The organism is Paenibacillus massiliensis subsp. panacisoli DSM 21345 (assembly GCF_000426545.1).
Lineage (GTDB): Bacteria > Bacillota > Bacilli > Paenibacillales > Paenibacillaceae > Paenibacillus > Paenibacillus panacisoli.
In genome coordinates this window covers 119925-144158 of the sequence record NZ_AUFO01000012.1, presented here as the reverse complement: position 1 = coordinate 144158, position 24234 = coordinate 119925, and the positions used below count along the sequence as shown (strand labels likewise).

15 protein-coding genes are annotated in these 24234 nt (G+C 52.4%); 3 read left to right on the top strand and 12 right to left on the bottom strand.

Annotated elements, in window-relative coordinates; translation table 11 throughout:
* The first annotated feature begins 286 nt into the window (after positions 1-286).
* The gene (locus K331_RS0112130) at positions 287-2620 is read left to right on the top strand and encodes a ribonucleoside-diphosphate reductase subunit alpha (RefSeq protein WP_028590495.1); all 2334 of its coding nucleotides are present in this window, start codon (positions 287-289) and stop codon (positions 2618-2620) included.
* A gap of 25 nt (positions 2621-2645) precedes the next feature.
* Positions 2646-3677: a ribonucleotide-diphosphate reductase subunit beta gene (locus tag K331_RS0112125; protein WP_018887112.1), complete on the top strand. Its 1032-nt coding sequence runs from the start codon at positions 2646-2648 to the stop codon at positions 3675-3677.
* Between the two features lie 271 nt (positions 3678-3948).
* Here the strand turns inward: K331_RS0112125 and K331_RS31450 are convergent, their stop codons facing one another.
* The 10 genes from K331_RS31450 to K331_RS0112080 form a co-directional block, all read right to left on the bottom strand.
* Positions 3949-4146, bottom strand: coding sequence for a GyrI-like domain-containing protein (locus K331_RS31450; protein WP_084165466.1), 198 nt, complete (start codon positions 4144-4146; stop codon positions 3949-3951).
* 22 nt (positions 4147-4168) lie between these two features.
* Positions 4169-6709, bottom strand: a complete 2541-nt coding sequence (locus tag K331_RS0112120) for a glycoside hydrolase family 88/105 protein (protein WP_084165465.1) — start codon at positions 6707-6709, stop codon at positions 4169-4171.
* Positions 6710-6724: 15 nt separating this feature from the next.
* The gene (locus K331_RS0112115; protein ID WP_028590493.1) at positions 6725-7993 is read right to left on the bottom strand and encodes a hypothetical protein; all 1269 of its coding nucleotides are present in this window, start codon (positions 7991-7993) and stop codon (positions 6725-6727) included.
* 330 nt (positions 7994-8323) lie between these two features.
* Entirely contained in the window at positions 8324-9127 is an 804-nt protein-coding gene (locus K331_RS0112110; protein WP_028590492.1) for a polysaccharide deacetylase family protein, read from the bottom strand.
* A gap of 299 nt (positions 9128-9426) precedes the next feature.
* Positions 9427-10152 carry a DUF1961 family protein gene (locus K331_RS0112105; RefSeq protein WP_028590491.1) on the bottom strand — a complete coding sequence of 242 codons (726 nt, stop codon included), beginning with the start codon at positions 10150-10152 and terminating at the stop codon, positions 9427-9429.
* A gap of 53 nt (positions 10153-10205) precedes the next feature.
* On the bottom strand, positions 10206-12899 hold the full coding sequence (locus K331_RS0112100) for an exo-rhamnogalacturonan lyase family protein (protein ID WP_051289813.1): 2694 nt from the start codon (positions 12897-12899) through the stop codon (positions 10206-10208).
* A gap of 188 nt (positions 12900-13087) precedes the next feature.
* Positions 13088-15529, bottom strand: coding sequence for an AraC family transcriptional regulator (locus K331_RS0112095; RefSeq protein ID WP_028590489.1), 2442 nt, complete (start codon positions 15527-15529; stop codon positions 13088-13090).
* A 186-nt stretch (positions 15530-15715) separates the two neighbouring features.
* The gene (locus K331_RS0112090; protein WP_018887121.1) at positions 15716-17275 is read right to left on the bottom strand and encodes an extracellular solute-binding protein; all 1560 of its coding nucleotides are present in this window, start codon (positions 17273-17275) and stop codon (positions 15716-15718) included.
* A 131-nt stretch (positions 17276-17406) separates the two neighbouring features.
* Positions 17407-18291: a carbohydrate ABC transporter permease gene (locus tag K331_RS0112085; protein ID WP_018887122.1), complete on the bottom strand. Its 885-nt coding sequence runs from the start codon at positions 18289-18291 to the stop codon at positions 17407-17409.
* A 36-nt stretch (positions 18292-18327) separates the two neighbouring features.
* Entirely contained in the window at positions 18328-19293 is a 966-nt protein-coding gene (locus K331_RS0112080; protein ID WP_028590488.1) for an ABC transporter permease, read from the bottom strand.
* A gap of 335 nt (positions 19294-19628) precedes the next feature.
* Between K331_RS0112080 and K331_RS0112075 the strand changes: the two genes are divergently transcribed.
* Complete coding sequence (locus K331_RS0112075; protein ID WP_028590487.1) at positions 19629-21626, top strand: beta-galactosidase; 1998 nt, start codon at positions 19629-19631, stop codon at positions 21624-21626.
* Positions 21627-21886: 260 nt separating this feature from the next.
* Here K331_RS0112075 and K331_RS0112070 read toward each other — a convergent pair whose 3' ends face one another.
* On the bottom strand, positions 21887-23272 hold the full coding sequence (locus K331_RS0112070; RefSeq protein WP_028590486.1) for an ADP-ribosylglycohydrolase family protein: 1386 nt from the start codon (positions 23270-23272) through the stop codon (positions 21887-21889).
* 1 nt (position 23273) lies between these two features.
* Positions 23274-24233: a nucleoside hydrolase gene (locus tag K331_RS0112065; RefSeq protein ID WP_018887126.1), complete on the bottom strand. Its 960-nt coding sequence runs from the start codon at positions 24231-24233 to the stop codon at positions 23274-23276.
* Position 24234 lies beyond the last annotated feature (1 nt).

Sequence of the window (24234 nt, the reverse complement as noted above, 5' to 3'; positions counted from 1 at the left end):
AAAACACTATATATTGGGGTAACCTATTTAAACAGCATCTAAATATAGTGCGGAAGCGAAAAAAGACGATTTTGTCCTTAAGCCTATAGCTTTACATATATTTTCCACTTCTATAAGCAGGCTAACACCATCAACAGATTGCAGCATACGCTTCTGCCGACCATAGCTCACAGTGTGATGCTCCTCTTATCGTTGCTGTCGATCTATCGAACAGCCCAATCATCATTTATCCCTTGAGTTATTCATATCGCAAATTATTTATCCCATGAAAGTGAGGAATTCATCCATGCCACACACCGTGACCAAACCTAATAACCGCCAGCTTGCTTTCGACGAGATGCGTTTGTCCGTCTATGCCGATCGGGCGCTGAACGGCCTGAATCAGCTTGATAAGGAACGCCTGCTTCGCGGGGTTAACTCCAAGCTGCGCCGTGACGAGGTCACTGGAGACGAGATTAGCAATGCCTTCATCATGTCTGCTCTGGAGCTCGTGACCAAGGAAGAGCCAGACTGGAAATTCGCAGCTGCTCGCTCTCTACTCACTTCCCTGTATAAGAAGGCAGCCTATAACCGCCGTTATAAGTCCTACCACGACAATCCATACGGTGCCTTCTACCCGCTCATTACCGAGATGGTGAAGAAAGGTATCTATCGTCAGGAACTGCTCGATTGCTACAGCAAAGAGCAGATCGACGAGTTGGGTGAGTGCATTGAATACCAGAACGATCTGCTGTTCGATTACATTGGACTATTGACTCTATCCGAGCGCTATCTTGCCCATGATTTTGACGGTCGGGTGATGGAGCTGCCACAGGAACGCTACATGGTCATCGCCATGTACCTGATGCACCAGGAGCCAGCGGAGCGCCGCATGGAGCTGGTTAAGGAAGCTTACTGGGCGATGAGCAACATGTATATGACGGCTGCTACACCGACGATGTCCAATGCAGGCAAGAAGGTGGCCGGACAGCTTTCTAGCTGTTTCATTGACACCGTAGACGATTCCCTAGAGGGTATCTTTGATTCCAATACAGACGTAGCTCGTCTCAGCAAAATGGGCGGCGGTATCGGCGTATACCTGGGCAAGGTTCGCGCTAGAGGCTCTGACATCCGTGGACACAAGAACACCAGCTCGGGCGTCATCCCATGGATTCGCCAGCTGAACAATACGGCTGTCAGCGTAGACCAGCTTGGAACACGTAAGGGTGCCATTGCGGTATATCTGGATGTATTCCATAAGGATATTCTGGCCTTCCTTGACCTGAAGCTGAACAATGGTGATGAGCGTATGCGTGCGCATGATGTATTCCACGGTGTCTGCCTGCCTGACTTGTTCATGGAGCGCGTGGAGAGTCGCGGTGAATGGAGTCTGTTCTGTCCACATGAAGTCAAGAAGGTCATGGGCTGGACCGATGAGAATGGTCGTCCGCTGGGACTGGAGGATTTCTACGACGAGACAGCAGGAGCAGGTTCATTCCGCGAGAAGTACGAGGAAGCTGTGAATCATCCGACACTGTCCCGGATTACGGTACAGGCGATCGATATTATGAAGCGTGTGCTGAAGTCCCAATTGGAGACAGGTACACCATATATGTTCTATCGTGATACCGTGAACCGTGCGAACCCGAACCGCGTTCATGGCATGGTATATTCCTCCAACCTGTGTACGGAGATTATGCAGAACCAATCTCCAACCGTGGTAGAGAAGGAAGAACTCGTAACCAAGGATGGGCAGACACGCATCGTTATTTCCAAAATTCCTGGAGATTTCGTCGTATGTAACCTGAACTCCATCCATCTGGCTCGTGCAGTACCTGCAGGCGTGCTGGATCGTCTAGTGCCTATTCAAGTGCGCATGCTGGACAACGTTATCGACATCAACAATATTGAGGTGCTGCAGGCTCAATATACGAATAGCCAATACCGGGCCGTGGGCCTTGGAACCTTTGGTCTTCATCACCTGCTGGCTCTGGAGGGCATCCGCTGGGAATCCGATGAGGCGGTAGAGTATAATGATCATTTGTACGAGAAGATCAATTATCTCGCTGTCAGATCCAGCATGGAGCTGGCGAAGGAGAAGGGCCGTTATGCGAAATTCGCAGGCTCTGACTGGGAGAATGGACAATACTTTACCTCCCGCCATTACACAGATGGTACCCGTCCAGGCAAATTCGTGACGACTGAGCAGTGGAGCGAGCTGGCTGCAGAGGTGCAGACGAACGGTGTACGCAACGCCTGGTTGTTCGCGATCGCGCCTAACGGCTCCACCTCGATCATCGCTGGTTCTACGGCCAGTATTGATCCGCTCTATGAGCTGCTGTCCTATGAAGAGAAGACGACCTACAAGATCGCTAACCCTGCACCAGACCTGAACGCCAATACTATCTGGTACTACAAGACAGCGTTCCTCGTAGACCAGCACGCTTCCATCAACATGGCAGCCGCTCGTCAGCGTCATATCGACCAGGGACAAAGCTTCAACCTGTACGTTCGTCCAGATATTAAGGCTACCGAATTCCTGGAGCTTCATCTGCATGCCTGGAGATCCGGTATGAAATCGACCTATTATGTTCGCAGCCGTGCGCTGACGATTGAGGAATGCGATAGCTGCGCATCCTAAACCCAACTGAAGGAGAGACTCACCCATGCAGTTGCAAAAAATATTTAACACCGAAGCGCCCAACCGCTCGACTCGTATTATAGAAGGAGAATGCTCCGGCATTCTCAACTGGAACGATATTCGGATGCCGCACATGTACAAGCTGTACAAGGTGCTGCTCCTGAACCACTGGATCGCTGATGAGATACCGATGTCCAAGGATGCATCACAGTTCCCGCTGCTGGACGCCGAAGAGCAGCGTACCTTCAAGATCAACATCGGCTTGCTGGCCGTACTCGATTCCATGCAGACCATGTTCGTGGGAGATGTGAAGCGCTACTTCACCGACTCCTCCCTGGAGGCTGTAGCCGCCATTATCGGACAGCAAGAGGTTGTACACAATCAATCCTATTCCTATGTTCTCTCCTCGCTCGTATCCGAGCAGGAGCAAAAGGAAATCTTCGAGTACTGGAAGCATGATCCGGTGCTGCTGGAGCGCAACACCTTTATCTCTAACATCTATCAGGAGTTCCGGGACAACCCTAATCCGCAGACCTTCTTCAAATCCATGGTAGCGGACCTGATTCTGGAGGGTATCTTCTTCTACAGTACCTTCGCCTTCTTCTACAATCTGGCACGCGACCAGAAGATGATGGGTACCAGCCAGATGATCTCTTACATTCAGCGTGACGAGAATCAGCACTGCTACTTCTTCGCAGAGGTATTCAAGCAGCTACTGGTAGACTTCCCGGAGCTGAACACCAAAGAGAACATGGATTATGTCTACAGCACAATCCATCGCGCCGTGGAGCTGGAGACAAACTGGGCATTTTACACATTGCCTAATGTTCGTGGTATTGACCTCAATGAGCTGTCCGATTACATCAAGTACATCGCGAACAAGCGTCTTCGCCTGATGGGTATGGAGAAAGCTTACGAAGGTGTGGATGTGAACTGCATGCCGTGGATCAAGCCTTTCTCGGATGAAGCGCTGAATGCGACCAAGACCGACTTCTTCGAAGCCAAATCCCGCAACTACGGTAAAGTGGGCGACGATAACGGGTTTGACGATCTGTAAAAAGAACAAGAATGTGTTGTCCTGAAGGTTATGGGGCAGACTCATTCATGAATACTAGAAATATGCTTAACTTCTACAGGTGACCAGAATTTTATCTGTCACTGCAAATTAAAGGAGGGTGCCTCAAAAGCCATCTAATGGCTGCTTGAGACGCCCTCCTTCAGTTTATAGACAAGCTTCTTTTGCTTCGAGCCAAACTCATATCGACCTTCAATTGAATCAGTTTCATCTCCCCTTGCTCCAATGCTTGCATGTCATCCAATTAAGAAAGCTATTTTTTCTGCACAGGTATCCAGATTTCCCCGGAATCATTCACTGCCATACCACAATACATTTCAAAACTAGGGCCTTCCACCTGTTCGTATTCAGATGTCGGGAACCATTCAGAATATATTCGTTCCCATAGCTTCTGAAGCTCGCATTCGTGGTTAGGAAAAACACAGCTACGAGTTTGAATTGCTCTCCCCATAGCTGTGTCCTTTAGTTAAGCTCTATTCGTCATGCCCTGTCGTCAAGCTACGCGTAAGACGCAGCAGCTCCACACCAGCCAGTAGCACAATTCCAATCCCATGTGTGTCATTGAGCTGCCAATCCAGCTCTTCCTTATAATACAGCTTGTTGAAGGAATAGCCCGAGCCGCGGCAGACGCCATATACATTGCCACCCTTGTCGATACAGTAGCGGGACAGGCCCTCCCAGCCACGCTGAGCTGCGGACATGAACATATCCGGCTCACTTACCCAGCCCAGACGCACACCACGCGCATACGCATAGATGAACATGGATGTACATGATGCCTCCGCATACGATTCAGGGTCGGTGAGCACCTGATGCCACAAGCCCTGCTGATCCTGCAGCCGCAAATACCCATAGGCAAGCTCATTCCAGAAATGAAGCAGCTCCTCCCGCAGCTCATGCTCCTCTGGCATCACGGTCAACAGCTCTGTGAGGGAGAAAATAACCCAGCCGTTCCCCCGGCCCCACGGCACCCCGTTGGGTTTGTCGAACTTGATATCATAGACATGATGCATGATGCCCAGCTCCGGCTGGAACATCCGCTTGCGGTACAGCAAGAACTGCCGAGCCGCATCCTCCAGATAGGCTGCCTCTCCAGTCAATCGGTAATACTCCGTCAAGAACGGCGTACTCATGTACAGATCATCGCACCACATCGTATCCTTCATGAAATCCGTAGTCCCTGCTGCACGGTATAGAGCGCCATCCTCCTGCCGATCCTGCACCTGTGTGATATAAGCAGCAATATCTGCTGCGGCCTTCACAGCTCCCTGCAATGGGCGCATTCGATGGGCTACCAGCATGGCGGCACCGAAGGAGCCGCAATCATCCAGCGAATCTATCAAGGTGAGCTGATGGTTAATTCCTGGTGCTCCGAAGCGATCGCGGTCCCAGACCGCATAGGCATGCAATGAAGTACATTGTTCGATGTGTCCTTGTGCATAGTCTGCAAAATAAGGCTGCGACAGCTCCTGCCCTGTAGCAAGCAGACCATATAGCGTGACCCCGAGAGGATAGTTCCAGCGTCCATACATCGCCGTCTCTGTATAGGGGCGCACCCAGCTGTCGGGCTGATCCACACGCCAGAATTGGGCTGAGGCTTCCTCGCCCAGCAGCGCACGAACGGTAGGTAAAGAGGCTACAGACGGGGCCTCCTCTACCTCGAATGGCCCCAGATGCAGCCACGGATCAGTCGAGCCTTCAATGCGATAAGGCTGTACGAGACGGACCTTTTGCATAGCTGTATGATCGCTCCTATGGTGCGCACCGTCTTCTGGTGTACTGACCTGGAGTACCGATGAAGCAGTATCGTCAAAGCCTGAGTCTAGATCTGGACCCGTGTCTGCGTCTGACTCTAATTCCAGCTCGAAGCCCCAGCCTTCACCGTCACATACGGATTCCACAATCAGCTCATGGCGACCAAAATCCAGTCGCAACGGAACGACTAGCTGGTCACGATCCTGCGCCTTGTTGCTGACCAGTGTGCCGTCAAGGTACACCGCAAGGGACGAGATGGCCCGGCAGGACCCGTATAGCTTCACAAGGATCGGCTCTGGACTCTTAGATTCAATGCTGCACCAGGAGAACGCTACGGCATCCTGCTTCACACCAAAGATACGAGAGAGCTGTCCCTCCTGCTGCTCCTGCTCAGTCCAGCGGAGGTCAGGATACCACGTATATTTTGCAGCAAAGTCAGCTTCTCCATATCCCAGAGTAACAGAGGATCTCTCCTCTCTGACATTGTCTCTTCCGTCCGTAATCGTATGAGAGGTCGCCGTCTTCTCCTGCCTATGATGCATATCGGCCCCGGAGGATTCCACATTCGACTGACCTGGCCATACATTCCACCGCTGCTGCTGCGGAGCGCTGTACAGCCAGCCTTCGCAGCCGTTATGCTCGTCAGTCGGCATCAGCAAGTGCAGCGGGGCTCCTTTCACACTGCCTGTGCCGAATATACCGCCGCAGCCCGTGCCGACAGCCACGAATTCCAGTACGATATGATTCCAGCCCGCATCCAGCTTAGCCCGGAAATAGCTCCGCCGCTCTGGGAACACATCCTCGTTCAGATTGGAACGAAATGCGCTTCTCCCATTGATATAGACCCGGGCGGGACTGTAACAGCTGATCGCAAACGGGAGCTCGGCCTCCGTGTCACTCCACAGTTTTCCCCACACATAGACGAATTCACCCGGTTGTACAGATGGGAATCTCTCATGCAGATTCATATCATAGCGACAATCCGGCAAGCGCCGGAAGCCGCGCTCCGAATGGACACGGTACACCGGGGGGTGAGCCGGGTGTGCACCCACGAAGCGCCCAGCGACAGCTGTCAGCACCTGCTCGATCTGCGTTCCCGCATATCGGCTTATACTATGATGAGGAGGAAAATACGCCGGAATGTGAGCCGCGGCATCGCTTATTTGGACAGCCGTGCTTGAATGGATCATGGCAGGCAAAGCCTTTGAATCTTTCACATCCTTCGTATTGTCCGTATTCTTCTCAACCAATCTGCTCATCGTCCGCTCCTCCTCTCAGACCCATTCTCCACCAGGATACAATGTTGAGCTATAAAGACGCTTGCTCTGCTTCAACGGCTTGGCAGCAGCCGGGGTCAATTCCATAGGTGCAGAGGCAAAAACCTTTGCAGTCTCATCATCATAGATAATGACCTGCTCAAGTCCGGTTCCCAGCAAATCCCCGTGTGCAGCATAGCCTTCATGAGGGAACTGCACAACTCTGTTCATTTCACCATCATAGAGACCCGGATACACGCCTCCGCCCCGACGATAGGCCAGAATGTAATCCAGTGCGTCCTGCTCCCAGTGACCTACCGTCTCTACAATCGTCAGCCATCCGCCTGTCGTCCGTTCTTCCTTCCACACCTCACGGCCTTCGTGATCAAGCAGGAACAGGGCATCCTTGCCCTTTAATCCTTTGCCATCATCCTCCCGTACCATTCGGTCAAGCCCGGCTACCTGCAGTCCTGGCTGATCCTTCAGGAATCGTCCCAGAGCCAGATGCTGAGATTCAATCGAGCCCTCGTAGCGCCACAACTCCTGTCCGTTCCGATCGTACATCACCGTCACACTGCCGCCAATGACCAGCTCAGGTAGTCCATCGCCATTGACATCACCGACCCAGATGCAGTCCGCATGATCGTCCAGATCATGGCAGCTCCAGCGCAGCTGTCCCTTGGCATCCAGCAGGTCATACCCGGCCATGACCTCATCCAACCCATCTCCATCCAGGTCATACACCCACGGGAAATGCCCTACATTCCCCTTATGTGTCCACAGGAGATTGAAGTCCCGGTCAAGTGCCCACAGCTGGTGATACCGATCCTTGAGGATAATATCCGAGGGATGGTCCCCCCCTGTCAGATTGGCAATGATAATACAGTCATGTGCATGCTCGGACGGAAGATCATGCACGGCTTTTACCTGCCCAGTGTTACCGTCTAAGATATGAAAACGTCCATCCATTACACACAGCACCTCAAGCTGTCCATCGCCGTCAATGTCGTAGATTTGAACAGGATAATCTGAGCCCTGCTTCCCTGCACCCGGGTCGGGCTTCCCTGTCTGCCATAGAAGCCTTCCCTCCAGATCGTAAGCCGTGAGACACTGCACCTGATGCGGAATATAGCGAACATCCTGGCGGTTGTCTGGCTGCACGAGTAGCAGCTCCGCACGCCCATCTCCATTCAGATCACCCAGCAGCAGCTTGCACCGCGGGCCAGCAGCCGTAATATCAATATCCGCAAGACAATGCGGGGCCAACTCTTGAATAAGTGCTTCCATAACCAGTCCTCCTGTCTCTTCTTCACACGAATACATGCCATCTTTACGAATACAGTCGAGTTCGAGCAGATACATTCCTTAGCAGACACATCCCTCAATTGAAGCAACAACCCTATGCCTTGACTGCATACGATTTCGGGTTTGAATGATCTGCAGAGAGCGTGGTAAACAGAAAGCGGGGAAGCCCTAGAGAAACGACAGTGGCCGCCTTTAAGCTTGCTGTTCATCAGCTTTTCCATTTCGTTGGAAAGAACAGCAAGCTTAACAGTGGTCGATAGGGCTCCCCGCTTGCAGCGGCTCTACACTCACATTTGATTCTGGTCAAGGTACTTAGTTCAGATCCACCTGAGCTCCCCCGGGAACCTCTACGATCGAGCCATCAACTGCCAGCCACACGGAGGAAGCCCCTGGATTGTAGACAAAATCACGAGCAGCGGAGAAGATCAGCTGGTTACACGCCTTTAGATAATGGACGATCTCAATGTTCGTCGCATACCAGATATCCTCGCGGTGTCCTATAAGCTCACAAAAACGCTCCATGACCTCCCAGTTGTTGTCTTGATCGAACTCATAGCTATGTCCCCACACCGCCATCAGGTAGAGGTACTGCCGCTTGTGCAGGGCCGCAAAATTCTCCCCGTGCTCCATCAGGTGATCGTTATGATGACAGGTCATTTTCCACTCCAGCCAATCCTCAGGCAGCCCGAAGCCACCCCGGGTGGTCGGCACCACACGTGCATACTCCATCCCGAGCGACGGAAGAACGCTTATTATATCCTTGTTATAGGAACCATTTGGATAGGACATTCCTCGAATGGGTGTACGCAGCAGGCTCTCGAAGTACTTGCGGTCCTCCACGATTTCATGGACGATCTGCTCCATAGGACACCGTGCGAGTGTAGGATGCGTCTGGGTGTGCACAGAAATCTCGTGACCACGGTATAGCTCCACAAGCTCATCCGCGGGAATCCGCTCAGGCTGATCCAGCAGACCTGAATTCAGGTGAAAGGTACCTTTGATGCCGTATTGGTTGAACAAGCCTACGAGTCGTTCATCGGCTCGCTTCCCATCGTCATAGCTCATGGTAAGCGCTTTATGCCGACCTTGCGGATAACAATAATAAATACTAGGCATGATCGCATGCACTCCTTTTCTATCTCAACTTCATCAGGTTCTTTGCCCTTTTTGTGCTCGTATGTCCTTACCATGTACCTCGTACTTCTGTTTACTTCTCTTACCTTTTTACTGCTCTTTATTGCTCTTTATTGCTTCTTCCTACTTCTTATTTTCCCTTGTTCTTCTTCATTCTCCCTCTTGCTTCGTCACACTTCCCCATACTTACTCATACTTACTCATACTTACTCATGCTCCCTCTATACAGCCAACATGCGATCATGTGATCCGGTAGGCAGCTCTATGACTATTTCTCTTGCTTATTGCAGCTCTCCTGCTTGAGACGATGCCAGTGGTGCATACACAGACAGATCGGCATACTCCGCAATCAGTGGTGCCATCTGTCGAAAGCCGATATACCCACCTTCAAGCAATGGACCATAGCTCTCCCCATCATCTGTCCAACGAAAGATCGGCAAGTCGTTGATGGCAAAAGTAAGCTCTGCACCTTGCTTCAGCACCAGGATGTCGTACACATCTCGCATATCCTCCACATCCGGGAGCGGATCGGCCCCCTGTGCTACCAGATGGAAGCCATAGCTCTTCCGTAGGTTACAGGTATGAAAGCCGCGTTCCTCCGCCCACATTCGGCGGAAATACGAGACATGAAATGCATCGATATCCCCGTGATGATATTGGTCATATTCACCAGTACGGACTGCCAATGCAGGATCGAACAGATCCCGTCCGCCTTGACCACGAGCAGCGAAGAACATAATGGCCAACCCCGGCTCCCGCAAGGGACGGAAGCGCCAAGTAATTGCACAATCCGCTGGAAAGCTCACGGGGCACCAATATACGACATTGGCACGCTGTCCTTCCTTTGGGTCCAGTGTGCTTTCGAGCCGCATTCGACCCATTGGGAAGGTCACAGCCCCCTGCCCCTCCAGACGGAAGCTGCTAACATCCGACGGAGATGCGAGTGGATTGTAATAGACTCGTTCCCACTGCTGTGGAATCAAGACAGGACGTTCAGTGTGCGTCATATCCTCCACCTCCCGTTTGCTTTTCTCTGGCATCATGTCAGAGCCCATACCTCTTAGGCGCGAGCAGCAATCGCCGCTGCATCCTCAGGCAGCTCAGCAGCAATCAGCTCCAGGCTAATAATGGCGTTGATCGACCACTGTGAGGCTTCATTGGTATTCATCCAGTCAATCTCATTCAGCTCATGGACATACTGCACCCGTGCAGCTTCACGCTGCAGATTCACACGCCCGAACGGATTGGCCAGCAAAATGCTCCAGCAACGCTCAGCCGTAGCCGTGTCCTGTCGGTAATACGCTCCATAGGCAGCAATACCCACACTCAGTACAGCGTGCTCAAAGCGAAGAGGACCATTGATGATTCCTCCTGTGATGGCGTCCTTCTCTTCCTGCGGCAGATTGTAAAAGACACCGAATTCCGCCAGCATATCCTCCCACTCCGGGTCCTCCAGCATGGCTGCCAGCTCGAACCAGACCTGCGGACCGCCCATACTAATCGCGAGGTGTCTGCCCCAATTGTCATCACCCATGCCGTAGAGCATGCCGGTCTTGGGATCGTAGCCATAGGTAGGTCCCGACAGCAAGCGCAGATTCGCTCCCTTGATGCATTCGATCCCCGTCAGAATCTTGTCACGGTAAGCCGTATCCTCGAATCGCTCCCACCTTGTCATCCAATTCGAGCTGAAGGCCGCCCAGTCTGGTCCTACCCGAGCATGAGTCGGGAATTCGTCCTTCGGAAAATAAGCCCGCATCGGGTCCAGCGTCACGGTACTGAAATCCGCATCCTTCACATCATCCATAACATCCCCGATCCGCTCATCCCCGGTCAGATAATAATAATAGCGGTGGAGGCCTGCCATGGCGATCCGTGCCTCCTTGCAGCCGCAGCCCCAGTGAATGACGTTATGACGCGAGCCCAAGCCAGCATATTCTCCAAAATGGTAGGAATCCACCTCGCTCGTATGCCGGGTCATCGCCTCGGCCATTCGGAACACATCTGCGCGTCCGGTCCGCAAGAACGTCAGCCACAGCCACATATTCGGCACCAGCTCACCGTTCTGCCAGGCACAGCCACCCAGATCGTAATTCCAGACATGCCGCACTGGATCATAGCTATGCATGAAGTCGCCATAGTCCCAGAAGCCGTACCATCTACGCTGCTCGATCTCCTCCAGATAGAATTCGATAATCCCATCCAGCCGATCCTCCAGATAGCTCTTGGACGGGGTGCTTCGATCTGGCAGACTCCAGATCCCAAAGACAGCGGCCTCATGGTAATACTCCGGTGTACACACAAGCCTTGCAGGCGTATCCACCGCTGTCTGCATTCGCGCCAGCCCTTCCCTGTCTGGTGTCTGCTCCGTGCACCAGAGCGTCAGCTCGTTCGTGTTCGCAATTCCATACGGTGTAGCTCGCAGCTCCTCCGCTCCTTCATAGGATGATTCCACATGCGTTTCCGTATCGTAATGCCTTAGGTCCATAGCTCCTGCTTCCGGGGACCAGAACCAGACCGTCAAGCTTGCGCTATCCGTCGCGGCTGCTTCAATCTCCATGCCCGAGGGATATTTGCGCCAGCTATCCTTCAGTCCTACTGCTACGCCGCCACCCTCCGAGCCAATGTACCCCAGACCACCGGCACGACGCCCTTCGGCTGCCTTGATCCAGGCATTGCCCTCAGCTGTGCGCTTGACGATCCGGTAATGATCTGCGGAGTCCTGTACGATCCTGAAGCCGTTCCAGGTCGCCGAATCCGCCAGCAGGCTGAGAAAATAGGCATCCTCATCCGCGTCGAAGGCCACGGGGCGACCCTCGGTCTGATCTGTGAACAGCTCCTGATATTTCCCCTTCGTGCGCCGGGTATGCAACGTCTTGGGCGATTCACTGAACAGGCCACGGTCACCACCAAAACGAACATGGCGATTATAGAGGGGCCCACGCATAGGAATGCTGAACCGTATTCCGAGTCCTCTGATATAGTCCTGATGCGGGTTCCCATCGTAATGAAAGGTATGTACCACCCTTATAGAATCCAGTCCGGCATGGAAATAGAGACGCAGCGTGTATGGCAGCCATTCCTGCGAACCTGAGCTGGATACGGAACGGTGTCTTCCCTCCAGCTTCAGCACAGCCTGCATCGGACCATCCTGCTCCAGCAAAACACGCCGGGTATGCCCCGCGAAGCTCTCCTCCCGGATCGTCACGGTCCCGGAGACCCGATCCCGCACCTCACGTATACAGATCAATTCGCCTCCATCGCACAGCTGTACCATTTCATTCGTATCCGGAGCGCTTACCGTGGAAGCAGAAATTGCCGCACCTGATCTTCGGTGGATACTGCGGAGCAGTCCTCGTCCCTGCTTGTTCACTATACAGGTCATAACACCTGTGTCTATGATGAAGGTCTCCTGCGTCTCCTGAACATCCACTCGCAGAGGAAGGACTTGTATCTCTGATGCATCTAGATCCTTGGGATCTGTTCCCTCAGTCAAAATCCATTCTCCATCTCCAACTTGGGAATCCTCACAGATGGCGGTATGGAAGGACCACTTGATGCTGCCATCGGGCCAGTAGGCGGCTGGGCGACTCTGTAGTGGGAGCTCGACATCATGCTTCTGCCTGCTTGCAACCAAGTGAGGCAACTCCTTGCGAGACAGCTCTCCTTTTCTCCACGGCACCCCCCAGGTTACTCCTGTGGTGATGGTCGGCTTATGTAGCCAGCGTAGAGGAATCCTTGGCACCATGTTCAACATAATCATCTCCTTATAGTGAAGCTGCTTCTTGAGGTCCAAGAAGCAGCAACCTGAGCAGGACAGCACAGTAATTCGGTGATTCGAGAGTAATAAAGTAGTCTCATATTAATGAAATATCCTAATAGTATTGAAGTATTCAAGTGGTATTAAAGTATCATCATGAAAAAAAGCACATAAGCAATACGCTACTATTTTCCGTCCTGCCGGGCAAATTCGGAGCTGTCCTGCTGGTACAGCTTGCGATAATGCGTGGGGGTCATGCCCTCCTGCTTCTTGAAAATCCGATTGAAGTAGCTATGCTGATATCCGACCTGTACAGCTACATCGTTAATCAGCAGCGAGGTATCCCGCAGCAGCTCCTTGGCCTTATCCAGCCGCAGCTCCGTAAGATAATCGATGAAGTTCTTACCCGTAACCTTCTTGAACCATTTGCTAAGCACAAACGGACTTGTGCCCGTATAATCAGCGCAGCTATCCAACGAAATATTGTGCATGTAATTCTCATTCATATAAGACATTACCTGCTCCACGGTCCGTCGGAGGCCGGCGTCCGAGCGTTCTGCCATCTCCTTCAGGAACGGAGCGACCACCTTCGATCTGAACCAGTCGAGAATGAGACGCGGCTCATGAATCTGCGACAGCGCAGCATACATATTCGCACCCTTGAACAGCTGGTTAGGGTGAACGCCTGATATCATAATCGCATGCTGGATACTCCCGAGCAGATGCAGCATGCCCTGCTGCACATCTATCGCCTTCGCACCATCTGCACATAGCGCATCCAGGAACTCCTCCAGCAGACGATAGGCCTCATCCGCCTCTCCCATACGAAGAGCCTGAATGAGCCCCCGTTCCAATGTAAAGGAATACTGCGAGTCTGGCGCTGCTTCGCCAGTACGATCCATCTGCTCCAGATTGATGATCTGATTCTCTCCACTGAACTGACGATAGCTGGCAGCCTGCTTCACGGATTCGAAGAGCAGCGGAACCGCTGATACCCGGTCCGTCGGGGCGGCAAAAGCAATCGTCACTCTCATCTTGAGCATGCGATTGATCGCCCCTGTCAATTCCTCTGCGAAGGTCTGTACCTGCTTCAACAGCTGTTCTTCAGGTGTCCCCATAATAAGCAAGCCAGCTGTCAGATCGTGGAAATGGATACTCTCCGCTTGGTGAAAGTGTTCAGCAGCCATCTCACCCATGATATTAACAGCCGCGAAGGATACCAGACTCTCGTCACCATCCCTAAATTTCCCCTCCAGGCTGGAGATCCCTGTTAATTGAATATAGAGCACTACCAATTGGCAGTTGTCCATACTCCATTGATAGCGTTCCATTCGCTTACGAAGCTCCTGCTCGGAATAAGCATACATATTCCCTTGGAAAAGCTGATGCAGGAAGCTCTCCTTCACCTGGGGAAGCTGCTCGGATAGCGTGTACTGTAGCGCGTGACTCTCCCCGTATAGATGTAGCCAGCGCTGCTCAATCACGGAGAACTCATCCACTCGGGCATGAGCAGCCGCATCCTCTGGCATTAATGTCTGCATGAGCCTTCTGACAGGAGAATAAATCTTCCGCGAGGCGAACCAAGACAGGATAGCTGCCAGCAGTAACGCACAAGAGCTTACCGCAAAGATCAGACGAGAAATAAAAATGACAGGAGCCGTAATATTCGTGATTGGAGAAGCCGAGACATACAGCCATTCCGCAGCAATCCGAGAGAAGCTGCCATAAGTAACGGCGTAGGTCACATCCTCCCACTTGAACAGGAACGAGGACGAGCTCCCGGAGGCACGCTGCTCCTGAATGGCGCTGCGCAGGGCGCTCACGAAAGGAGCGTCCTCCGTACTCCCCCCGGCTGAGACGAACAGATCCCCTGTTGTCCTCAGCAGGAAGGTCTCGCCGTTTTTGTAAGGCATCATCGTCTTCAGCATGGCGGCTACCTTCTCTGAATCCATGCGCATCAGCAGAGCTCCGTTCGGGCTCTGGCTGCCACCAGGAATATGGTGCACCAGCGTCAGGTCCTTCTCCCAAGGTCGATTGGGATCAAACGCCCACTGCGCCCAGTAGGTGCTCTGTTCCTGCTCCATCAGCTTCTCATAGCGCTCGACTACCGCAGCAGAGGACACGAGACCATACTCGGGATTGAATAGAACAGGCTGCTCCTCTGACAAATACAGCTCTACCTGTTTTGCCATGGAGCTAGAGCCCTGCATGACCACCAGTGTCTTGGTAATATCCCACGCCCGTTCATGGTTCAGCGTGAAATCCATTCCCTTGAGACTGTAATCGAACTTCGGATCGAAGGCCCAATGCGCCAGCATGAGCTCCAGATTCGTTAATTGATCATTCATGTAAGCTGCCCGCTGCTCGATCTGACGATTGTGGTTCGCCAGCAGCTCACTCTCCAGTCTGCCGCCAGCCATCCAATAGATCATTGCACCAATAATGAATCCGGGAATGGAGGACACGACGAGGACTATAGTCAAGTTACTACGAAAATACCGTCCCCGGTGTCCCGCCCGGAACGGACTGTACCGACTCCATTGCATCGCGATCCTTTTCAATGTGCTCTCACCAGCCGAATTAGATTTGAAGTGAAGCCAAACTGTACGCTTCTCCTTCGGCTCCATCCGGCTGGGTCTGCATCCATGAGAGCACGCACATCTTGCTGCTCTATACGCCATGGTTGCTATCGCTACTGGGATGCTGCCTTGGACAACCTTTCGAGGTAATATACTGCCTCATGGCTGGCACAGACTCCACGATGAATGAAGCCTATGTCAGCCATAGCAGGATCTAACGATCGAAAGTGGTCCTTATTTCTCGGAATTCGCGTACAGCTCGTTCATTTCATTTACCAGTTCATCTCCGCCTGTGTTGCGCCATACCTCAAATGCAGCCTTCAGGCCTGCTTCGTCAAGCTGTCCTACAATGAATTTGATACGTGCGTCGTTGATGATATTGTCCAGCTGCGAGCCCTTTTGTGAATACACCTTGGAGATGAAGGCCTCCGCCGGATTATTAACGATGAACTCCTCATTAGCCTTCTGTACGGCATTTTGCTTGATCAACAGAGGCGTCTGCTTCACCTTGGCCGTGCGATCCTCAGGGATGAATGCCAGCATTTGGTTCAGTCCCTCAACCTCACTCTCCAGCAGGACTGTATCCTTGGAACGCTCTACAGCTCCGTCCACTATTGCGTAGTGCTTGCCTTCCAGGCCGTAGTTCAACAGTGTCTGATTATCGGCATCGTTCAGCTGATCGAGGAATTTCAGTACCTTTTTCAGCTCATCCTCCGTCTTCACCGTGGATTTCGGAATGGCAAGGATTCCTGAGAAGCCTGAAGTCGGCAGCGTACGCAGTTGACCATCTGGACCCTTGACTCCACCATTAACATCAATATAGTGCTGGTCCGGCTGATCCTGACCTGATTTCTCCAGCGCAGCGTGAATCCGATTGTCGATCCGTGCTCCACCATCTACCACGTCTACGATTACGCCAGCCTTGTTATTCACGATCGGGTCTGTCCATTTGGCACTGTCCATGACCGGGAAGTCTGAGTTAATCAGCTTCTCATCGTAGAGCTTTTTCATGAATTTAAGCGCTTCCAAATATTCAGGATACTCATGCTCCGGCACAAGCTTGCCATCCTTCACGCCCCATTTATTAGGCGAATTGAACCACAGCTTGATTGTATCGAAGCCACTTGCCCATTGTCCGGTCCATTTCACCAGCACCATACCGTAGGTGTCAGCCTGACCATTGCCATCCGGGTCCTGCTCCTTGAATGCCTTCAGCATATTATAGAAGTCATCGACCGTCTCTGGCTCCTTCATACCGAGCTTATCCAGCCAATCCTTCCGGAATGCCATACCGTTACGACCGAGGTTGCGTCCACGATAGATCCCGTAGTTCTTGCCTTCAATTGAGGAGTTCTTCATAATGACCGGGTTCGCCTGACTGAGATTCGGGTAATCCTTCAGATAAGGACCAACCTCCCAGAAGGCGCCTGATTTGGCAGCGTTCACAAAACTGGATGCCTTGACATCGCCCACATAAATAATATGCGGCAGCTTGCCTGAGGCCAGTGTAATATTGAATTTGTCCGCATAGGAAGCATTAGGTACCCATTCAAAATGGATCTTCGTTCCTGTGCGCTTCTCAATCTCGGCTGCAGTCGGACTACCATCCTTCGGATAATTCGTTTTGAAGATTGGAAGCATGATATTCAGATTCAAAGCACCATCATCAGCCCCTGCTGATCCTTGATCCTGGTCACCGGAATTGGCGGAGTTGCCACCGGCACAACCTGCGATCAAAGTTACTATCATCATAGCAGCAATCAGCATTGACAACCAGCGTTTCGTGTTAGCCATACATGTCCCCTCCATTATACTTATTCATTTTCTTGCCAGTCTGAGAACTTGCTCTACTCGTCTGAGAACTTGCTCTACTCGTCTGAGAACTTGCTAATGACCCTCTTCAACTCCGCTTCCCTCTCCATAACTTAGCCCTTCACAGAGCCCAGCATCACCCCTTTGGCAAAATGCTTTTGCAGGAATGGATATACCAGCATAATCGGCACTGTACCAACGACGATGACCGCCATCTTGACTGCCTGGTCCGGTGGCTGCACAAAATTCGGGTCCATTGAACTCAGATCACCAGCAGCCGACTGGGATAGCATGACGATCTGACGCAGAATGACCTGCAGGGGCCATTTGCTCGGATCATTGATGTACAAGAGCGCCGAGAAGAAGTTGTTCCAGTGACCCACCGCGTAGAACAAGGTGAACGTTGCCAGCACCGGCTTGGAGAGTGGGAGTACGATTCGCCATAGCAGCCCAAGTTCGGTACAGCCATCAATCTTGGCAGCCTCCTCCATCTCAAGTGGCAGCTCCTGAAAGAAATTCTTCACAATGATCAGATTGAAGGCACTGATTGCTGCAGGATAAATCAACGCGTTCAGGGAATCGAGCATATTCAGCTCACGAATGACGAGATACGTCGGGATCATCCCGCCGCTGAACAGCATGGTGAAGATGATCAGATTCAGAATCAGATTGCGCCCCATCAGTTGCTTCTTCGCCAATGGATACGCCATAGTGACGGTGCAAAAGAGATTCACAATCGTCCCGACGACTGTTACATAGATCGAGACGCCAATACTGTTCACAATCGTATCCGTGGAGAAAATGAAGCGGTACGCATCTAGCGAAAATGTAGTCGGAATCAGAAATACAGCACGCTGCGTAATCTCTGCCTCCGTCGCGAAGGAGCCGGACACGACGAATATGAACGGAATAATCGCTACAATGCCGATTAGACCGAGGAAGACATAGTTGAAGATGTCAAACGTCACGCCTCCAGCAGTTCTATATTGTTTGGCCACGCTCTATCCTTCCCTTCCGAAGATCTTAGTCATAGCTTAGTAAATGCCGGACTCGCCAAACTTCTTGGCCAGCCAGTTCGTGCCCAGTACCATAATGACGCCGATCACGGACTTGAACAGTCCCACAGCGGTACTGTAACTGAACGCACCTTGTGTGATCCCCAGTGTGTACACGTACGTATCGAATACCTCCGCTACTTCACGGTTGAGTGCATTCATCATCAGATAGATTTGCTCAAACCCGTTGTCGAGGATCGTCCCCATACGTAGAATCAACAAAATAACAATCGTGCTACGAATAGCTGGAAGTGTAATATGCCAGATCTGCCGCCAACGGTTCGCACCGTCCACAGTCGCCGCCTCGTACTGCTCCATATCTACTCCAGAGAGCGCCGCCAGGAAAATGATTGTCCCCCAGCCGCACTCCTTCCAGATGGTCTGGAGGATGATCAGCGGACGGAACCAGTCAGGATTGGCGAGGAAATCAACTTTTTGCCCTGTAAACGCATACACAATTTCATTGACTGTACCGCCTTCTGTCGTTAAGAGCACATAAGACATACTTGCTACAATAACCATAGAGATGAAATGTGGTACATACACCATAGTTTGAATGGTTTTCTTATAAAAGGAAAGCCGAATTTCATTCAGCAGCAGCGCCAGTATGATCGGTGCCGGGAAGAAAAATATAAGATTATAGAAGGACAGGATCAATGTATTGCGCAGCAGCATGAAGAAATCGGGATTTTGAAAAAACACACGGAAATGCTCCAGCCCTACCCATTCGCTCTTCCAAAAGCCCAAAAACGGCTGATAGTCCTTAAATGCTAACATGACTCCCCACATCGGGATGTACTTGAATATCAGAAAATACAGCAGACCTGGGATCAAGAGAATATACAGCCAACGATCACGGATCAGCCTCTTCTTGCGGAGTGCCCATTTATTAGGATACAGTCTTGGCTGTGATGCCGCCAGGTCCTGAACTGCTCCACGCTCCATTACGAATCACCTCCGGTTGTCATCACAACAATTACGATTGAAGCAGCCATGGAATGCCACAATCCTTTGCGTGAGTTCATTATGGAATGAGGAGCATTTTCCGGCAATTAGACTTTTTCAACGGGGCTGTTATTGGCCAGATTTGATCGGATACTAGGCCTCTTCAAGAAAGTGCAAACGGTGCAAAACATTACTATTGCGCGCAATGACGCCGCCGCTTATGCTTCCCCTGTTAAGTTACTATAGGAGAAATTCAGGTAGGAGCCAATCAGAATTGGTTTCGGTGTATGCAATGCAATATCTACTCACCAACGAGACAAGGAGGCTGTACGAATATGACAGCTAAGCTGTATCACGGGGCCGCCTGGTATCCCGAGCTGTGGAATGAGGATGTGCTGGAGCAGGATATTCGGCTGATGAAGGAGACCGGAATTAATCTGGTCCGTATGGGGGAATTCGTATGGAGTATGCTGGAGCCAGAGGAGGGTCGTATTAATATCACGCCGTTCGCCGACTTCATTGAACGTCTGCATCGGCACGGGATTGATACGATCATGTGCACACCTACGCCTACTCCGCCGATCTGGATGACCCATCAGCATCCTGAACGCTGCTTCGTAGATCAGCAAGGCACGGTCATGGGGCACGGAGCTCGTCAGCACATTTGCACGAATCATCCTTATTTCCGGGAACGGGCTGCCATTCTGGCAGAGCATCTCGCACGGGAGCTCGGGCAATTGCCTGGCCTTGTGGGCTGGCAGCTGGACAATGAATTCAAAGCCCATGTAGCCGAATGTATGTGTAGCACCTGCCTGGGGCTATGGCATGAATGGCTGGAGGCACGCTACGGTACTATCGAGCAGTTGAATGAAGCTTGGGGAACGAATATCTGGAATCAGCGCTATCAGCGCTTCGATCAGGTGCCCCAGCCGGGACCAGCTCCATTCCTGCATAGCTCCTCGCTGTGGACTATGTACCGTCTCTTCTCCATGGAGAAGATCGCGGAATTCGCAGATGAGCAGGCGGCTGTCCTGCGTCGCTATTCGGATGCTCCCATCACGCACAACAGCAGCGTTGCCTTTCATGTGGATAATGAACGGCTGTACCAGAATCTCGACTTCGCCTCATACGATACCTACGCCTCACAGGAGAACGTGCACGCGTATCTTCTGAACTGTGACCTGTGGCGTAATTTCAAGCCGGGCCGGAGCTTCTGGATCATGGAGACAAGCTCCTCCTTCGCGGGCTCACTGAAGAGCTATGCTCATCCGCATCCGAATGGATATCTGAAGGCTGAGGCGGTAGCTGCCTATGCGCTGGGAGCTGAAGCGTTCTGCTACTGGCTCTGGCGACAGCAGCGCAGCGGCAGTGAGCAGACGCACAGTGCCGTGCTAAGCGCTTGGGGCGATTACGGGGTAGGCTATGCCAACGTCCTGGAGGTGGAGTCTGCTCGACGCGAGCTAGAGCCCTGCCTACTTCATAGCCATCCCGTGCAGGCCGAAGTAGCCATTACTTATTCAGACCGTACCAAGGCGTACCTCGCAACAGAGCCGCATCGGGGATTGAATTACCGTGGACTGCTAGGGGATTACTACAAGCGCGTGCTGAACATGGGGATTCATCGCGACCTGCTGCCGGAGGGAGCTGAGCTTAGTGGATACAAGCTACTGCTCACACCGTTCGTTCATTATATATCTCCCGAGTACTTGGCTAAGGCTCGGCAATTTGTAGCCGAGGGTGGCACCTGGATTGTAGGTCCACTGAGCGGTGGACGAACCCAAGAACATACGATTCATACAGATGCTGCGCTGGGCAAGGAGCTCGAACAGTTGGCTGGTGTCAAGACGAAGTATACGTACCCGATGGAGCAATCCGGGTCGATCGGCCATGCCTTCGGTGTCTCGGCGGATTTATCGTTATGGAGTGCCCTCTTCGACCCACTTCCCGGCGAGGCGGTCAGTATAGGGGAAGTCATCGGCGGACTGACACCCGGCTTGTCCTTTGTTACCGAACGCAGCTATGGACGCGGGTCCGTCGTCATGCTGGGCTCGCTGCCAACCGGTGACGACGGAGATCTGCTGCTACGCAAGCTGATTGATCATTATGCAGCGCAATCCGAGGTTCGGTTGCGGAGTGATGTCACCTCGGGGACCATTGTCTGTCCCCGCCAGGGAGAGGGCTACGAGCTATGGGTAATCGTCAATATGGACGGTCATGGCGGCTCCGTCACACTTCCGTACTTGGGAGAGGACGCCCTGAGCGGACAACAGCTGCCTCCCGGGCCACTCGAGCTTGGTTCTTATGAGTATAGAGTAGTTCGTTTTCCGGCGTAAAAAGTATAAATATGCAAAAAAAGCTTCCAGACCCACGTAGATTGTGGTCTTGGAAGCTTCTCGTGCGTGGTCAGCGGTAAGCAGGGAAGCCCTAGAGAAACGAAGTGTCTGCCTTTAAGGTTACTGTTCAACTGCTGTTCAACTGCTATTTAGCTCAAATCAAAGAACAGCAAGCTTAACAGCAGTCAACAGGGCTCCCCGCTTGCAGCGGCTCTACACTCCGTTTTGATTCGGTCAAAGTCTACTCTAAAGTTCTTGCTCTAAGCCTGCTGACGCAGCTTCAGGAATACCTGATAGCTACGCTCAGCGCAAGAGGAGATGGACACCGGATCAAAGCCGATCAGATCAGCATACAGCGTATCATTTAGCGGAGCTGTCCAGGACTGCGGCAGCTGTGATGCACCGAGTCGTGCCCCCATAATGGAGCCTACGGTAGCCCCGTTGCAGTCCGTATCCATTCCTCCGTATACAGAGGTCACTACCGCCTTCTCAAAATCATTGCCCGCATATACTAGTGACGCTGCTACCAGCGCCGCATTGTTATTCGTGTGCACCGCATCATAGTGACTGAAGGTATCCCAGATCCGGCTAACGAGCTCCCGTTCATTGCGAGCCTCAAGCCCAATCTCCATGCCACGCTGAACATCCGCCGCCAAGCGACTGGTCCTCGGAATCTCACTTAAGCCAACCTGTACAATGCGCTCACTGTCGCTCTCCACGAATGCAGCCGCAATCATAGCCGCAGCCAGCATCTCACCATAAATGCCATTCTTCACATGAGAGAACGAGGCATCGCGCCAGCCCAGCTCTGCTGCCAACTCTGGTCGCCCGGCTACACCATAGGCCAGACCATCGGCACGAATCGCAGCTCCAATCCATTCCCGATAAGGATTCAAGTGCATCCGTACATGCTCCTGGCGCTCCAACCAGTTCGAAGGCTTGCCCGGATGAAGATGAGAAGTCTCCTGTGCAAAATTCATGTAGGCCTGGGTCTCTGCTGTACATACCTGACTGTACGTCAGACGGCGATGCCACAGCTTCCCGATATCCCAGGAATCCCAGTCGAGCCCCTTCTCCTCCAGCATGAGCAGGCCCAAAATCGTATAGCGGATATCATCATCGCTTTCCATGAAGCGAATTTTCTCCCGTACACTCAGGGGTCCCAAATCCGTCAACCCCAGCCCGTACTCCTGTTCAGCTCTGGAATGCTCTGGCGTATAGCCTTGGATCGGCCAAGCGTCCGCCCCCTTGAACCAGAGCTCGACATTCTCCCATCCTGGTCGTCCATCCTTGCCGTACAAATAATCAGGGTGCTCCAGCGGCTTACCGAGCGCGCAACCAATACTGCGTCCCAGCCAGGCACCACGGAATTTATCCTGCCATATCTCCTCACTCCAGTCGGCCTGAAGAGTCCGTGGGCCATCTGGCCGCAGACGACGAATTCCTTCCAGATCTGAAGGCTCCTCGAAGGGGAATTCCGGAGTTACAGTGAGGCTCATTAGCTCATGATATAGCTCCAGCAGCTTATGTTCGTCCTGACCCGCAGCTGTCCAGCGCTCCGCAAAGCCCTGCGTATCGCAGCCCTCTTCGCCCCGCTGTATGAGCTCCAGCCTCACCGTCTCTTGCAAGTCTGTCCAGCCCGCCATGTTATGCATCTCCTTGCGAGGCTTGCAGCACCTTGGCATCCAGTATAGCCAGCGCTTCAAAAATAAGACGAATAAAGGCTTCACGATCAACGCCGAGCAGCACATTAACGTTCGGCTCCCGGTCTGTCTTCGTACGCAGGTCACCTACCGTCATCCCGCGGGTATACGTCCCTTGTGTCTCGATCGTGACATCCACCATTTTGGACTGGAACAGCTCGGGCTTCAGCAACCATGCAATAGCACATGGATCATGCAGTGCATTGCCATGATAGCCCATCTTTTTCCCGAAGATCGAATAGAAATCCAGTAGCTCTCCTACCATGACAGAGACTGGGCCACGCGTCTTCAGCGCTTCGATCTCTTCGTCGAATATAGCGGCCTTATCCGTCACGTCCAGACCGCTCATTGTAATAGGAATGCCTGATTCGAAGACAATCTGAGCCGCCTCGGGATCAACGTAAATGTTGAATTCCGCTGTGCGTGTCACATTGCCGTAGGCAAGTCCGCCGCCCATCATCGAAATGCCCGCAATACGGGATTGTAGCTCAGGATAGGCACGAATCAACGTCGCAATGTTAGTCAGCGGGCCAATCGGTACCAATGTAACGGGCTCAGGCGAGGACAGCAGGATATCCCGCATGAATTCGACTGCTCCCATCTCCAGCGGACGATAGCGGCTTGGAGGTAGCACCGGGCCATCCATGCCGGATTCGCCATGAGCCTCTTCTCCCGTCACCAGCGTACCGAGCAGCGGTCCCTTCGCGCCTTTGGCTACAGGGATGTCCGCACCTACGAAGCTCAGAATCTTCAGTGCGTTATCTGTGATTTTCTCCAACACCTGGTTGCCGCCTACTGTGGTGATTCCTTTGATCTCCAGCTGCGCAGGATGAGCCAGCGCCAGCAATATAGCAATGGCATCGTCATGCCCCGGATCGCAGTCAATAATAATTGGTCTAGTCATG